Annotated in this window: 15 protein-coding genes; 10 read left to right on the top strand and 5 right to left on the bottom strand. The window is 61.2% G+C overall.

Going from position 1 to position 14214, the window contains the following annotated elements:
- Positions 1-11: 11 nt before the first annotated feature.
- The 3 genes from AC1Z36_RS08765 (at position 12) to AC1Z36_RS08755 (ending at position 3322) form a co-directional block, all read left to right on the top strand.
- The gene (locus tag AC1Z36_RS08765; RefSeq protein ID WP_219844123.1) at positions 12-1598 is read left to right on the top strand and encodes a fatty acyl-CoA synthetase; all 1587 of its coding nucleotides are present in this window, start codon (positions 12-14) and stop codon (positions 1596-1598) included.
- Positions 1595-2794, top strand: a complete 1200-nt coding sequence (locus AC1Z36_RS08760) for an acyl-CoA dehydrogenase family protein (RefSeq protein ID WP_105657569.1) — start codon at positions 1595-1597, stop codon at positions 2792-2794. Before AC1Z36_RS08765 ends, AC1Z36_RS08760 begins: the two co-directional genes overlap by 4 nt.
- A 63-nt stretch (positions 2795-2857) precedes the next feature.
- Positions 2858-3322 (top strand): phage tail protein, encoded by a 465-nt coding sequence (locus tag AC1Z36_RS08755; RefSeq protein WP_105661581.1) that lies wholly within the window; start codon positions 2858-2860, stop codon positions 3320-3322.
- 66 nt (positions 3323-3388) lie between these two features.
- On the opposite strand, the gene AC1Z36_RS08750 is transcribed toward AC1Z36_RS08755, so the two are convergent.
- Together AC1Z36_RS08750 and AC1Z36_RS08745 are read right to left on the bottom strand one after the other, a co-directional pair.
- A complete protein-coding gene (locus AC1Z36_RS08750; RefSeq protein WP_105657570.1) occupies positions 3389-4252 on the bottom strand; it encodes an MBL fold metallo-hydrolase in 864 nt (287 codons plus the stop codon).
- 29 nt (positions 4253-4281) lie between these two features.
- On the bottom strand, positions 4282-5247 hold the full coding sequence (locus AC1Z36_RS08745) for an RluA family pseudouridine synthase (protein ID WP_105657571.1): 966 nt from the start codon (positions 5245-5247) through the stop codon (positions 4282-4284).
- A gap of 368 nt (positions 5248-5615) precedes the next feature.
- On the opposite strand from AC1Z36_RS08745, the gene AC1Z36_RS08740 reads away from it, so the two are divergent.
- The 6 genes from AC1Z36_RS08740 (at position 5616) to AC1Z36_RS08715 (ending at position 9525) form a co-directional block, all read left to right on the top strand.
- On the top strand, positions 5616-6299 hold the full coding sequence (locus tag AC1Z36_RS08740; RefSeq protein WP_105657572.1) for an MSMEG_4193 family putative phosphomutase: 684 nt from the start codon (positions 5616-5618) through the stop codon (positions 6297-6299).
- 10 nt (positions 6300-6309) lie between these two features.
- The gene (locus AC1Z36_RS08735) at positions 6310-6849 is read left to right on the top strand and encodes a DUF3090 domain-containing protein (RefSeq protein WP_105657573.1); all 540 of its coding nucleotides are present in this window, start codon (positions 6310-6312) and stop codon (positions 6847-6849) included.
- The gene (locus AC1Z36_RS08730; protein ID WP_105657574.1) at positions 6846-7613 is read left to right on the top strand and encodes an SCO1664 family protein; all 768 of its coding nucleotides are present in this window, start codon (positions 6846-6848) and stop codon (positions 7611-7613) included. Before AC1Z36_RS08735 ends, AC1Z36_RS08730 begins: the two co-directional genes overlap by 4 nt.
- Positions 7614-7686: 73 nt before the next feature.
- The gene (locus AC1Z36_RS08725; RefSeq protein WP_286134191.1) at positions 7687-8415 is read left to right on the top strand and encodes an alpha/beta fold hydrolase; all 729 of its coding nucleotides are present in this window, start codon (positions 7687-7689) and stop codon (positions 8413-8415) included.
- A gap of 158 nt (positions 8416-8573) precedes the next feature.
- The gene (locus AC1Z36_RS08720; RefSeq protein ID WP_133833660.1) at positions 8574-8960 is read left to right on the top strand and encodes a hypothetical protein; all 387 of its coding nucleotides are present in this window, start codon (positions 8574-8576) and stop codon (positions 8958-8960) included.
- Between the two features lie 271 nt (positions 8961-9231).
- Positions 9232-9525: a DUF4287 domain-containing protein gene (locus AC1Z36_RS08715; protein WP_105657576.1), complete on the top strand. Its 294-nt coding sequence runs from the start codon at positions 9232-9234 to the stop codon at positions 9523-9525.
- A gap of 397 nt (positions 9526-9922) precedes the next feature.
- Here AC1Z36_RS08715 and AC1Z36_RS08710 read toward each other — a convergent pair whose 3' ends face one another.
- Both AC1Z36_RS08710 and AC1Z36_RS08705 read right to left on the bottom strand, forming a co-directional pair.
- Positions 9923-10510: a GNAT family N-acetyltransferase gene (locus AC1Z36_RS08710; protein ID WP_105657578.1), complete on the bottom strand. Its 588-nt coding sequence runs from the start codon at positions 10508-10510 to the stop codon at positions 9923-9925.
- A gap of 349 nt (positions 10511-10859) precedes the next feature.
- On the bottom strand, positions 10860-12191 hold the full coding sequence (locus tag AC1Z36_RS08705; protein WP_105657682.1) for an NtaA/DmoA family FMN-dependent monooxygenase: 1332 nt from the start codon (positions 12189-12191) through the stop codon (positions 10860-10862).
- Between the two features lie 177 nt (positions 12192-12368).
- Between AC1Z36_RS08705 and AC1Z36_RS08700 the strand changes: the two genes are divergently transcribed.
- Positions 12369-12728, top strand: coding sequence for a MerR family transcriptional regulator (locus tag AC1Z36_RS08700; RefSeq protein ID WP_105657579.1), 360 nt, complete (start codon positions 12369-12371; stop codon positions 12726-12728).
- Positions 12729-13205: 477 nt separating this feature from the next.
- Here AC1Z36_RS08700 and AC1Z36_RS08695 read toward each other — a convergent pair whose 3' ends face one another.
- A complete protein-coding gene (locus AC1Z36_RS08695; RefSeq protein ID WP_105657580.1) occupies positions 13206-13652 on the bottom strand; it encodes an NUDIX domain-containing protein in 447 nt (148 codons plus the stop codon).
- Positions 13653-14214 lie beyond the last annotated feature (562 nt).

Below are 14214 nucleotides of genomic sequence, written 5' to 3'. Positions count from 1 at the left end.
AGGAAACTACCATGTGTGCATTGCGCGCCACTTCGGCGATGAATTCCGATGACCAGAACACCATTGGCGCGCTGCTGCGCCGCTCGGTGGCCCGCTGCCCCGCGGACAATGCCCTGGCCTTCGGGGAACGGAACTGGACCTACAGCCAGCTGGCCGACGGGGTGAATCGGGTGACTGCCCGGTTGCGGCAGGCAGGCCTGCCGGACGGTTCGCGCGTTGCTGCCTATGCAGCGAACAGCGACGCCTATGCCATCTTGTTCCTCGCCTGCGCCAGTGCCGGGCTGGTCCACGTGCCGGTGAACTTCGCGCTCAGGGGCGACGAGTTGCGCTACCTGCTGCACGATTCCGGGGCCGCACTGGTCATCGCCGATGAGTCCCGCCTCGAACTGGTCCAGGAACTGCGTGATGCCGGCGGCCTGCAGGCAGTCAAGGATGTTTGGCCGCTGCTGCCCGGAACCGGAACCAGCGTGCTGGAAACGGCGATGGATGAAAGCGTGGAGGCTACGCCGCCTGGAGCTGCGGTGGCCGGCACGGATCTGGCCCAGCTGCTCTATACCTCCGGAACCACCTCGGCACCCAAGGGCGCAATGATGACCCATTCGGCGCTGGTGGCCCAGTACGTCTCAGCCATTATTGCTTTGGATCTGGAGGGCACGGACCGGCCGCTGATCGCGATGCCGCTCTACCACTCGGCGGCCATGCATGTGTTCCTGCTTCCCTATCTGTCATTGGGTGCCAGCATCCGCTTGCTCGCCAAACCCGATATCGGCGAAATTCTGGACCGTGTGGAAGCCGAACGTATCGGCTCGCTGTTCTTGGCCCCCACCGTCTGGGTGCCTCTGAGCAATCACCCGGATCTGGACACCCGCGATCTGGGCTCGTTGGCCAAGGCGCAGTACGGTGCCTCGATCATGCCGGTGACCGTGCTGGCCCGCTTGCGCGACCGCTATCCGCAGATCGGGTTCTACAACTGCTTTGGCCAGTCCGAGCTCGGCCCGTTGTGCACGGTGCTGCGCCCCGAGGAGCACGATGCACGCCCCGCGTCCTGCGGCCGCCCGGTGTTCTTCATCGAGGCGCGCGTGATGACCGCCGAGGGGAAGCTCGCCGGTGCCGGTGAGCCCGGCGAGATCCAATACCGTTCTGCACAGGTCATGAGCGGCTACTGGAACAAGCCGGCGGAAACCGAGCAGGCATTTGCCGACGGCTGGTTCCGCTCCGGCGACCAAGTGGTCATGGACCAGGGCGGCTACATCCAGGTGGTGGATCGCATCAAGGACGTCATCAATACCGGCGGGGTGCTGGTGGCCCCGCGCGAAGTGGAGGACTGCATCTACGAATTGCCCGAAGTTGCGGAAGTCGCGGTGGTGGGCATCGATGATGAACGCTGGATCGAGGCGGTGACCGCGGTCATTGTGCTCAAGGCCGGCGCCACGCTCACCGCCGAAGAGGTGCGCGAGCACGTCAAGTCCAAGCTGGCGCACTACAAGGTTCCCAAGCGGGTGGACTTTGCCGCACAGCTGCCCCGCAACCAATCGGGCAAATTGCTCAAGCGCCAGCTGCGTGCCGAACGCAACAAGACTTCGGGCGGCACCCATTGACCCGGGACCCATGGGCACCCTACGACCTGGCCTCGGCTTTGGACATCGATTATCTATCCGCTTTCGATGCTGCCACCGACGAGGATCGCAAGCATTGGGCCCGCGCCCGGCACTACGGAGTAGAGATCCTGCCCAGCATCAACCAGCATTGGGAGAACGCGCATTATCCGCTGGATCTGGTTCGCCGCATGGGCGAACTCGATTTGTTCACCGACGGTCTTCGGATTCCAGGCCACGCCCACTTCTCCCCGCTGGCCGCGGGCCTAGTGGCCATGGAGCTTTCGCGCGCAGACGGTTCGATGGCCGCGGCCGCCGCGGTGCAGGGCGGCCTGGTGCTGCGCAGCCTGAAATTCTTCGGCAGCCCCGAACAGCAGGAGAAGTATCTGGAACCCGTGGCCTCCGGTGAGCTGCTCGGTGGTTTCGCCCTCAGCGAGCCGCATCATGGCTCGGACTCTGTTGGCCTGGATTCCAGTGCCCGGCGCGATGGGGATCACTGGATCATCAATGGACACAAGAAATGGATCGGCAATGGAGCCGCCGGCGGCATCACCATTGTGTGGGCACGCGACGTCGCCGACTCCCGGGTCAAGGGGTTCATTCTCGACCAGCAGGCCCCTGGCTACGAGGCTTCCCCGGTGCGCGGCAAGGGCGTGCTTCGCGCGATCGAACAGGCAGAGATCCGGCTCACGGACGTTCGCGTTCCAGAATCCGCCAGGCTCACCGGGGCCGGCGCATTCAAGGATGTCTCGCGGGCACTGGTTGAAACCCGGGTGAATGTTGGCTGGTCGGCGCTAGGCCATGCCCAGTTCGTCTTCGAAGCGGCCCTGCAGTACGCCAAGCAGCGCACGCAGTTCGGCAAACCCCTGGGCGCGCACCAGATGGTGCAGGAACGATTGGCGCAGATGCTCGCCGAAATCACCAATATGCAGTTGCAGTGCGTGGCCGTGGCCGGTGCCCAGGCTGCCGGCAGGTTGAAAGACACGCAAGCTTCGCTGCTGAAGTACCACAACACCCGGGCTGCCCGCCGGGTGGCAGCCACCGCCCGCGACCTGCTCGGCGGCAATGGAATCTTGCTGGAAAATCACGTGATTCGCCATTTCGGCGATATCGAGGCATTGCATACCTATGAGGGAACCGAGTCTGTGCAGGCATTGATCCTCGGCAGGGACCTGACCGGATTCAGTGCCTTCGGCTAGTTTCGCGGAGTACGATAACAACGAATTACCGAATCCACGGGGCCACCGCCCGAAGGGATGCCCTTGCCATACCTTGTTGATTTCAAAGATGTATCCACCCAGGGTCTTGAGACTTCGCCTGTTGCTGACGCGCTGGCAGGCTTGCGCGCCAACGAAGCGCGCTATCTGAAGAACAAGTTCAACCACGACTTTGCCGTGGAGCAAGCAGACGACGCTAGGGAAGCCATAGCTTGGGTGCACACGATTCTGGCGCAGGAACGCGACTTGCACATCGCATCGAAGCCATTGCAGGCAGCTGTGTTCGAGGCGGATGGCGCCAAGCGCGCCTATGTCTTCTACGAGTCCGGCTTATCCATCAATGTTCTCTACGGCCTGGGTCCCGGCGAGAAGCGCGCCGTGGGCTTCAAGCTTTCCGATGGCATGGCTGTGCCCAGCGAGCTGGAAGGGAAATTCAAGTTCGCCCGCCAGAAGTCCAAGCTTGCAGGGACCATCCGCGGCTCGTACTTCGTGATCAAGAACGAATACTGACATTTCGCCCATTCCGCCGCTGCCCTCAGTCACGTGCCGGCCATGAGGTCATTTAATGCTCTGGCTTCAATCGCCGCGCTTTCCTGGTTCCTTCGCGTTATCCGGCAGCTGCGCGTAGGCATCCTTGGCAGCTTCGAGAAGGAAATCGGCAGGCCACAGTTCTTGCAGTTCTGCAGGGAACGCAATGTCCTTGATTGCCGCACCGTTCCCATGAGCCGAACCCAGGGTCGTGGCGAGCAGCTCGAAGCAGTGCATTTGCCGAACGACGAATTCCCGGTCGACGGGCTCTCCATGGCCTGGAACAATCACGTCTCCCGGCTGGATGCGCGCTAGCAGGGATTGGAGCACCACAGGCCACTTCATCGGATAGGCGCCCGAGCCGAACATCGGTGGACCAGACTGCTCGATGATGTCGCCAAGGAACCATGCCTTGGCATCAGGAATATGGATCGCAAGGTCGGTGTCGGTATGCCCAGCACCCAGCGGGATCAGTTCAACTTCCCGTCCGCCTAGATTTGCCGTGCAGGGTTCGGCCAGCAAGTGGCTAGGCGGCGTCAGCGTTACACCGCCCCAATTCGTTTCAGGCTCGATTTCCGGCGAGCGCTGCACCATTTCAAGCCAGGGCTTCTCGAACTGCTCGAAGTGCGCGGGGATCCGGTGATGGCCGTAAATCGGGATTCCCCGCTGGGCAAAGAGCTGGTTGCCGAAGGTGTGGTCATAATGCGCGTGGGTGTTGATCACGGCAACGATCGGCAGTCCGAATTGCGTTGTGGCTTCGTCAAGGATTTCTTGTGCTTCGGGTGCATTGTTGCGGGTATCGATGATCGTCACCCCATGCCCGCCGAGCACCGCGCCCACGGTAATATCCAACGGATCATATCTGCGCTGGAATACTCCCTCGGCAACGTGCTTCCAGGGTCCTTCAGCCATCTTTTCCCCTCGTGCCAGCCTTGCTCGGGCTATAGCCCCGCCTTCAGCAGCTGCTTCCAGCGCTGCGGCATGGGTGCCTCGACCACCAGTTCCTGGCCATCGGGCTTGGGAATCACCAGCTTAGTCGCATGCAGGAACAGCCCGCGACCCCCAAGCTGTTCGACGCGGCGGTTGAACTTCGCGAAGCCATACCGGTCATCTCCGGCAATCGGATGGCCTTCGCTTTGCAGGTGGACCCGGATCTGGTGCTTGCGTCCGGTCATCAGCTGCACATCCAGAATGGTGGCTCGCTGGCCTACGCGCTGCTTCACGGTGACATGGGTTTCGGCTCGCTGCCCGTTCGGATCAACTACGACCTTGTCGGCACGGCGCAGCAGCGGCGAGTGGATCGATTCGGTCTTTTCGCTCCAATGCCCTGCAACGAGCGCAAGGTAATGGCGTTCTATCTCCTCTTCGCTCTCCCGAAGCATCTCATGCAGGTAGCGCAGCATGCTCGGGGTCTTCGCCAACACCAGCAGCCCGGAAGTATCGCGATCCAGCCGGTGGCTCAATTCCAGGTCCGGCAGCTCGGGGCGCAACTGGCGGAAAGCTTCGATAACCCCCGCAGGAACATCGGTTCCCCGGTGCACGGCGACGCCTGCAGGCTTGTCAATCACCAGGACGTCCTGGTCTTCGTGCAGGACGCAGTTGCGTAGCCGCTTGAGCAAGGGTGCCGGGACATCGAAGGCTGGTGCCACGTCCTGTTCTGCATATAGCGCCGGCAGCGTGATCTGGTCGTTTACGGCTAGCCGGTAGCCCTCCTGGACTTTCTTGCCGTTGACACGCAGTTGCCCTTTGCGCATCAGCCGGAAAAGCTGCCCGGCGGGCACCGTCTCGAGCTGGACCCGGAGGAACTTCTCGATCCGACGGCCAGCATGCTCGCCGTCGACAAGGATGGTGCGTGTCTTGGAATCAGACCGCTGCTCTGACGCTAGCTGCTGGAGGACTCCAGACAAGAATTATCACTCCGTTTATAAGGCCACATCCAGTGGTGGATCATGGCGTCGCCGCTTTCGACGAGTCATTTGCAAGGGACTTCCGGGAGCTGCCGCCCCCGAATTGGCCAACTTTCATGGTACCCCGATACCGTGAGCCGGTACGAGCAAAGGCGCTGTTATGAGGACTGAACTCACACCTCGACCGGCGCTCATCGAGCCATAGCGTTCGCTCGGCGAACCAATGATCAGCCCTGGCCCTCGCGTTGCAGCAAGGGTGCAACGGGTGAAGGTACCGCACCTCCAGAACCTGCCGGGCTCTTCGAAGCCCCGGACCTGTTTTCAGCCCAGGAGTCGCTTGCCACCATCTCCATGACTAGGCTGGGTTCATGGCCACAGTAATCCTTGTGCGGCACGGACGCACTACCGCCAACGCCACCGGCGTACTGGCCGGACGCACCCCCTCAGTATTCCTCGACCAAACCGGCGAAGAACAGGCGATTCGTACCGCCGAACGCCTAGCAGCGCTCCCCTTGGCTGGCGTTGTCTCAAGCCCGCTGGAACGCTGTGTGCAGACGGCGGAGTTCGCCATGCAACGGCAAAGCCCAGCGGCGCAATTGCTGATTGAACCCGAACTCTCGGAATGCGACTACGGCCAGTGGCAAGGCCGCACGCTGCAGGACTTGGCCACCGAAGACCTATGGAAAGCAGTGCAGTCAGCTCCGTCCTCGGTGACCTTCCCGGATGGCGAATCCATGGCCGGAATGCAATCCCGGGCAGTAGCAGCCATCAGGCGCCATGACGCGGCCATCGAGGCCGAGCACGGTGCCGGAGCGGTATGGGCGGCCTTCAGCCATGGCGATATCATCAAGTCGGTACTGGCTGACGCGCTGGGAATGCATTTGGATCTGTTCCAGCGACTGAATGTGGGCCCGGCTTCCGCATCAATTGTGCACTACGGGACCGGTGCGCCTCGCGTGTATTCCATCAACACCGACGCCGGAGACCTCTCCTGGCTAGCCCCAGGAATCAAGACAACCGATGCCCCAGTCGGCGGCGGAGCAGGACACTAAGGAGAGCGAAATGACGGCAACAGTCAACGAATTCAATTGGCCAGACCGCATTGTCATTGGCACCATCGGCGAGCCCGGGTCCCGCACCTTCTACCTCCAGGCAAGAGCCGGCAAGGAACTGTCCAGCATCGCCTTGGAAAAACAGCAAGCCGCGGTGGTTGCCGAGATGATTGACGAGATTCTCGATCAGCTCTCCACCGTCAAGGGCAACCCCTTCAGCGTTCCCGAACATACTCCGGTGGAACTGGTTGACAACGATCCGCTGGAAGAAGTCAACGAGTCCTTCCGGGTGGGTTCCATGAATCTCGGATGGGATGCCACCGTAGCGCAGGTAGTTCTGGAAGCCTTCTCCTTGAACGAAGAAGATGAAGCCGACTTTGATCCAGATGGACCGGGCGCGCTGCTGCGCGTGCGCATGCCCGTAGGCACTGCACGCGCTTTCGCCATGCGCACCCATGAGATCGTGGCTGCTGGGCGGCCTATGTGCGCCAACTGCGGTTATCCGATTGATCCGGATTGGCATACTTGCAAAGATGAGAATGGCGAATGAGCTCGCCCGATCTGCTGACCGCGCAGCTGGAACTCACCGGCCGCATCACCACCGCCTCCAATGCAACTTTCCTGGGCAGCATCGGCGAGAACAGCGTGGTCTACAAGCCCATTGCTGGCGAGAAACCCCTCTGGGATTTTCCCCATGGCACCCTCGCATACCGCGAAGTTGCCGCCTTCCTCGTATCTGAAGCCCTGGGCTGGAACCTCGTCCCGCGCACTTGGCTGCGCGAAGGGCAGTTTGGCGAAGGCATGGTGCAGCTATGGCAAGAAGTTGATCGAGGACAGCGCCCAGTAGACATCGTAGCCGCGGACATGGTGCCAGCTGGCGGTTGGAAGACCATTCTGCATGGGCAGGATGAATCGGGGCAGCAGATGACGTTGATCCACGAGGATACACCTGTGCTGCGGCGCATGGCGGTCTTCGATGCACTGGTCAACAACGCAGACCGCAAGGGCGACCACATTCTAGCCATGCCAGGTAGCCACCGCTACGGAGTCGATCATGGGCTCTGCTTCAACGCAGAGCACAAGCTGCGCACCGTGCTTTGGGGTTGGGTTGGCCAACCGCTGGGTGAAGAAGAACTGGCCGGCCTCCGGACGGTCAGCGATGCCCTGGACGCAGAACTTGGCCAAGAACTGTCCCAGCTGCTAGCCGATGAAGAAATCGCGGCGCTCGCCGAGCGCTGCGCTACCCTGCGCAGCGAAGGGCACTTCCCTGCTCATAGGGGGCAGATGCCCGCCGTGCCCTGGCCGCTCTTCTAGAACTCCGATTCCTATTGACCCCAGGACGGCAGGCAAGCCATCCTTGGATTCTGATAGCAAAGGCAGGTCGCGCATGGGAACGGTTGAAGCCAACGGTGTTGAGCTCGGTGCCGAATCCTTCGGCAGCAAAAGTGATCCATTGGTTCTCCTCATCGGCGGAACCACTATGCTTGCTTGGCCAGATACCCTGTGCCAGGCTCTGGCCGCTGGCGGGCGCCATGTGGTTCGCTACGACCTGCGGGATTGCGGTGAATCAACGGCCGGGAACCCGATGAAACCCGATTACAACCTGCGCGATCTGGCCTCGGATGCCGCAGCGCTGGCCAGATTACTGGATAACCGTCCAGCGCATGTAGCCGGTATCGGAGTCAGCGGCATGATCGCGCAGATTGCGGCGCTGGATCATCCCAAATCATTTGGCGCCCTGACGCTGATAGGCACACGACCAGTAGCTCCCGGTCCGGTAGACAAAGATTTGCCAGATCATGACCAGGCAACCATGGGCAAGCTGTTTTCCCGCCCTATGCCGGATTGGGCAGACCGCGCGGCCGTTGCCCAATTCTCCGCCGAGGGTTCGCAAATTCTAGGCAATGATCCAGAAGTTGCCATGGACTTGGCCTCCCGCATCTGGGACCGTACGGCCAGCGCAGAGCCCGAAGCCCATCTGGCAAACCAGATCGGGATCGTCTTTTCCAAGCTGGACTGCACTCCGCGCTGGCGCGAGCGGCTGTCCGAGCTCGATATCCCCACCTTGGTGGTTCACGGTGCAAAGGATCCGTTTTCCCCGTCGGCAACGGTATAGTGCTAGCCGAAGAAATCCCGAACGCTTCCTTGCTCGTCCTTGAAAACGCTTCAACTGCCATTCCGTCTTCGGCGATCTCCGAGGTAGCTTCTTCGATGCTGCTGCTCTAGGAACGTAGCGATGCAATTCCTAGTCACAGGGCAATATAGGCTGTCCCCATGGATAACCGACCTAAGCGAGTCCCAGGCGGAGAACTTCGACCTGCTGAACTAGAGCTGCTGGCCTTGCTCTGCAGCGGCACAGATGCTGAATCAGCAAAGGCTCGACAGCAACTGAAGTTTGCGCGTTGGGGCGGCTACCAGTTCAAAGAATGCGAGTGCTTCTCGATTTCCTTCACAAGCAAACTCGATTGCCAAAGCGTCCGGCATGGTGGTGGCCCATTCTCCACTGTTCTCGTTTCAAAAGATGGCAAGGAGCTGGGGCATCTGGATCTCTGGGTTGTTGCCGGATACCTGCATTCAGTCGATTACATGCCGTTTGAAGACGATCCCGGGCACCTGCCAACGGCGGAGAATTACACGTTGGAATTCAGCGAACGGAACTAGGCTTCAGCACTTGCGGGCAGCTGTTCTCCACTGTCCCGAGGCATGCGTCTTTACTTGCCTGCGGGTCATTTCAACCAGCCTGGTTGCTGCCGATCAGGGCGCCATCACTGGTGGCGATTAGACGCGGAAGGCCGCAAGGATGCCAGTCGTGGAGCACACCGTGGTTCTCGTGCGCTGGCCGCGTGGCATCCTCCGGCTACTACTTCTATGCGCGGCGTGGGATTAGGTCTAGTATTCGAGGCACCTATTCATGCCTTCGAGAGGTTTCTCCATGTCATTTCAAGCCTATCTGGACACCATAGAAATGAAGACCGGGCTCACTGCTCGCCAGCTGATCGAGATCGCCCGTGAGAAAGGCCTTGGCCAAGAAGGGGTCAAAGCAGCAGAGATCCTGGCATGGCTCAAGGAGGACTACCAGCTGGGCCGGGGCCACGGCATGGCGATGGTCCATGTCATTCAAAAGGGACCGAATATCTCCAGCAAGCACGTTGGATCCGGAGGCAAGCACAATGACGAATCAGATGTTCTGTGGCTCGACGGCATCGCAACTAAGCCTTCCAACTGAACCAGCCGAAAGGCAGGGGCTATAGTTCCGGCTCGGAGTACTCGGTTCCAGTGTCTTGCCGTTGGTCGCGTACCGCAGTGATAGCGGATGTAGCAAGAGCAATTGCTATCGCGATCCAGAAGCTGCCAAGAGCCTCGGCGAGCGACCGGCCGGAAATCATGCAATAGCACGCAAGGAACAAGGCCAGCCCCAAAATCGAGATGCCAAGGTACACCGAGACTCGTAGCCAGGCTACCTTGGGAAGTTTCCTCATTCGATCTGCCTCCACTTCCCTAGCGCTCGATCCTTTTTCTTCCAACGGTATGTTGAGCTGTGGGGATATACAACATCGACCGTGAAAAATAGCCCGGGCTATCGCCAAGCCCGGTCATATCCTGCGTAGGATATCGCTTGGGCGTCACCACGCCCGCCCGCGAAGGTCGACTTCCCCTTGTGGCCAGGAAGCAAGCTGGGACTCGATGGGCAAAATGAGCAGGGGTTGGCCCGCCGGGTCGTAAATTGCTTGTCCTCCACGGCTAATCGAACGCTCGGCAGCGGAAATCCGAGTCCATCCGCACGAGCTGTAGAAAGCGGCCACCTCCTCGCGACAACCGAGATAGCCGAACGCAATACCGCCGGCATCAACCATCGATGAAGCCACGAGATTCATCAGGATCCCTCCTAGGCCGCGGCCCCGCGCGCGCTCGGAAACCAACACTCCACCCACACCTGCAACGACAAGGTCGCGGCCTCCCACACCGATCGTGCGTCGCGCCCACCCGACATGGCCGACAACCTCGCCTTTGCACCGGGCCATGATGTGGAAATCATGCGGGGCATAGCCATATGGCAGATCCGGATCCCAGATGCCGGCATCCCGCAGGTACTCGGCATCGAACAGTCTGCGAAGCTCCGCGGCATCTTGCTCTGCCAGTTCTGCGTGCGCAACAATCTCCAGCGCAGTTTCAAGTATCGTGGCTTCGCTCGAATCGTCTGCTCGCGTCAACGACAGGCCTCCTTTTGGATTCCGGTAACTGCTTCAAGTATCAGGGGTATGCGTGGGATATGGATTACTGTCTCCTGCCATATTTCCCTTGCCAGTATCCCGCACCTTCCGAGCTTCCGGGATGGCTGAGTCCAACGAAAAAGAGCCGGACCCGCACCAACGTGCGGATCCTGCCCTCTGTCTGGCGCAGCTCATCCAGTAATCAGCGTGGAACGCGACTATGCATTATCCCTGGACTCCACGAGGTTCCGGCACAGGCCAGCCTCTGCTCTCGCGACCTGCAATCAGACGAGCGGCGCGACCAGCGGCACCCGCACGAGCGAGTTCGCAGGCATCCGATCAGGCGTGATCACTTCAGCCAGTCGCCGAGTCCGTACTGGCCGGGGACGCCGAGGTTCTCGCGCAACGTGGAGCCCACGTAGTCCTCGGGATAGAGGCCGCGTTCGCGCAGGATCGGCACGACCTCGTCGACGAACGCGTCAACGCCGTCCTCATAGACATCGGGCGACAGCCAGAAGCCGTCGGCAGCACCGGCCTCGAACCATTCCTGCAGGTGATCGGCGTGCACCGTTCCCGGCCCCACGGTCACGGGATGGTAGTCGATCACGCCGTGCGCGAGGATGTCGCGCGGCGACCACCCCTCGCGCGCCACCTTGAGCGCGATCCCGGAGCGCGGGTCCTGCGGCGAGGCGTGAGCGCTGGCCAGCTGTTCGGGCGTGAGCGGCTTGTCGATGCGCTCGGACAGGATCGGCACACCGATCATCGCGCTGAGGTGCGGCAGGCGCGCCTCCATGACCTCGCCTGACATCGACAGGCGCCGGTCGAGCCCTTCGCGCACCGTTGGGGACACTGTGGTCATGATGCCGACGATGAACTTCACGTCGTCGGGGTTGCGGCCAGCTTCCTCGGCGGCCCGGCGCAGCGCCCTGCGCGCAGCGCGAGCCTCGTCGATCGTCCACACCTCCGTGATGAAGCCGCTCGCATAGCGCCCCGCCAGCTCGAGCAGATGCGGGCTCGGTCCTCCCGAGGTGAAGACGACGGGCTGCCCTTGCTCCGACGGCGGCAACGCGAGCGGCCCACGGGATGCGACGTACTCGCCGCTGAGGTTGATCGGCTGCAGCTTCGCGGGGTCGATGAAGCGGCCCGATTCCTGGTCCTTGATCCAGGCATCCATCTCCCAGCTGCCCCAGAGCGACTGCACGATCTGGATCGATTCATGGGCGCGCTGGTATCGCTCGGCCCGGTCCGCGACGGGCTTGCCGTAGTTCGACGCGACGAGCTGGTCGCTCGTCGTGACGGCGTTCCAACCGGCGCGGCCACGGCTCATGATGTCCAGCGTCTTGAACTGCCGGGCCGTGTTGAACGGTTCCTGGAACGTTGTGGACCCCGTGAGCACGAAACCGATGTTGTTCGTCGCTTGCGAGATCGCGGCCGCCTCCATGAGCGGATCCATGATGTTGCTGACGGTCGAATGCTCCAGGCTGCCCCGCACGGCCGGGAAGTCGGGCGTGAATACGAACGAGAAGCCACCGCGCTCGGCGGCTTGGGCGTAGCGAATGTTCGCCTCGACCTTCGAGTAGTTTCCAGGGTCGACGTGCGGTGCCCGCCAGGCACCGGGCAGGGTGCCGTAGCCGTCAGTCAGCGCCAAGCCGAGAATCATCTTGCGTTGTTCCTTGTCCATGGAACCATCATCGAACATTGACATCCATGTAAAGGTCAAATTACCTTGCCTGCAGGCCCGCGGACTCTGGCACCATGGCCGATTGCGCGCAGCCTGCGGGCGGATTCGATGAGGGCTGCCGTGGCCGGGAGGCAGTTCCGACCCGTATCCTTGACATGGATGTGAAGGAGAACGGGAATGCGGATCGGCGAGCTGGCCAATCGAACTGGGGTGCCCACGCGCATGCTCCGGTACTACGAGGAGCAGGGACTCATCACGCCGCTGCGGCTGGAGAACGGGTACCGCGACTACGACGAGTATCTCGTGGAGCGCGTGCTGAAGATCCGCAGGCTGCTCGACTCAGGGGTCCCCACCCGGATCATCCGCGACATGCTGCCGTGCCTGAACGACATTGGCAGCACGATCGTTGCCGATCCCGATCCTGAACTGCGCGCGATGCTCGTCGATCAGCGCGACAAGCTGGCCGAGCGCATCGTCCTGCTCCAGCAGAACCGCGACGCGCTGACGCGATACATCGACGCGATGGATCACGCCTGACTTCCGCACGCACAAGGTGCCGGAGAATCCCGTCCTCTGCGGGGCCTGATCGGCAGGGCAGCTCCTTGCGCGCCGCGGGCAGTGGCCGCAGGGAGCTCAGGCCGATACTTGAGTGCCCATGAACTCAACAGGTCCCTAATCGCGCTTCGGGGCTCCACCCAAGTAAGAGCTCTAGAGCGCACGGCGGAGTCCGACCGGAATGCCTCGCGGATCCGGCTCCCAGACAGTCGGTTAGATCGCCGTAACGCGGGGCCTGGTGCCTTAGCCTGCTTGCGGCGTTGCCCCATAAGGGAAATGGCCCATGCACCTTGAACGGCATCGCTAATGTGGAGGAGCTTTCCTTCCGGCGCCACTTCGTGATGAATCAAGGGCACGATGCAAAAAATCGCCCCCGGCTCCAAGAGAAACCGAGGGCGATTGAGACATGAGAATTACACGTTGAAGCGGAACTCCACCGAGTTCTGGCACGAAGTAACCTTAGAGATCGCCATCGATACCGATGCTGCCAAGTCGCGCGCCAAAGCCAGCACAGAGAACGTGGGCATCGCTCAGCTTCATCCACCAGCACGTCCAGCTGACCGGTTGCCCGCCGTCAGATGCATCGTTCTCACCGCACTTCCACCTAACTTGAACGTCCGAGTCCACCAGCTCAAGTTGAAAGAAGTGCCGTTCGTGCACCTCAGGCTTCGCAGGCCACATGTCGTACGACTCGACGCCCAGCGAGCGAACGATCCTGGCTGCGAGGCCGGTCTCTTCCCCCACCTCGCGCACGACGGCATGCGCAGGCGACTCGCCCTCGGCGATTGACCCAGCGGGCACCTGCACACCAGTGACTTCCACCGGGTAATCGTCGTGTGTGAACACGAGCAGGTTTCCGTCGTGGACGACGTACCCGACTGCCTTTTTGACCGAACGTCTACTCATGCTCACGATGGTACAGCTTGTTGTACGGCAGACCACACCGTGCGTTTGAATCCCCTAGATTTGGGGCAGCCTTTGTTCTCGACTTCCGATTTACCCGACGATACGCGTTGGACTCTGAGATCAGACCAGCGAGAGTGGGATCACTTCATTCGCCTGCTAGGCAAAGCACTGTCGGAGAATCTCAGACATTCGGCTTTCGATGCAGCGGGCGTTCCAGGGAAAAACGACACGAGCCAGCATCCATTCGGGACTATTGGACGTCTTCAAGAACTCATGACCATGAATCATGTGACTCCGGAACAAACGGAGCGGGCTGTCACGCCTCGCAAGTTGGTGAGGTCGGCTCGCCAGAAACCGGCGCACGCGCTACGCAAGAACGTGACTGACCGCACTCTAGTTCGGAAGTAGGCGGATCTGCTCCGATTCGTAAATGAAGTTCTGGTCAACATACGACAGTGGCTATCGAGTCAACCCAAGAATAAGGACTGGGAAGAAAACTGGCCGGACGCTAACGACTACTTCCTCTGACGCCTTCAGCCAGCGATCAACGCCGATCTTTGGC

Source organism: Glutamicibacter sp. BS14 (genome assembly GCF_056934375.1).
The sequence above is the reverse complement of the archived record's forward strand: the minus strand, read 5'-3'. Positions and strand labels throughout refer to the sequence as shown.

Bases quoted from the DNA above. Each gene is read 5' to 3' on its own strand.
- AC1Z36_RS08720 (WP_133833660.1), top strand. From the start codon at position 8,574: ATGGATAACCGACCTAAGCGAGTCCCAGGCGGAGAACTTCGACCTGCT.
- AC1Z36_RS08735 (WP_105657573.1), top strand. From the start codon at position 6,310: ATGACGGCAACAGTCAACGAATTCAATTGGCCAGACCGCATTGTCATT.
- AC1Z36_RS08725 (WP_286134191.1), top strand. From the start codon at position 7,687: ATGGGAACGGTTGAAGCCAACGGTGTTGAGCTCGGTGCCGAATCCTTC.
- AC1Z36_RS08765 (WP_219844123.1), top strand. From the start codon at position 12: ATGTGTGCATTGCGCGCCACTTCGGCGATGAATTCCGATGACCAGAAC.
- AC1Z36_RS08715 (WP_105657576.1), top strand. From the start codon at position 9,232: ATGTCATTTCAAGCCTATCTGGACACCATAGAAATGAAGACCGGGCTC.
- AC1Z36_RS08695 (WP_105657580.1), bottom strand. From the start codon at position 13,652: ATGAGTAGACGTTCGGTCAAAAAGGCAGTCGGGTACGTCGTCCACGAC.
- AC1Z36_RS08750 (WP_105657570.1), bottom strand. From the start codon at position 4,252: ATGGCTGAAGGACCCTGGAAGCACGTTGCCGAGGGAGTATTCCAGCGC.
- AC1Z36_RS08730 (WP_105657574.1), top strand. From the start codon at position 6,846: ATGAGCTCGCCCGATCTGCTGACCGCGCAGCTGGAACTCACCGGCCGC.
- AC1Z36_RS08705 (WP_105657682.1), bottom strand. From the start codon at position 12,191: ATGGACAAGGAACAACGCAAGATGATTCTCGGCTTGGCGCTGACTGAC.
- AC1Z36_RS08740 (WP_105657572.1), top strand. From the start codon at position 5,616: ATGGCCACAGTAATCCTTGTGCGGCACGGACGCACTACCGCCAACGCC.
- AC1Z36_RS08700 (WP_105657579.1), top strand. From the start codon at position 12,369: ATGCGGATCGGCGAGCTGGCCAATCGAACTGGGGTGCCCACGCGCATG.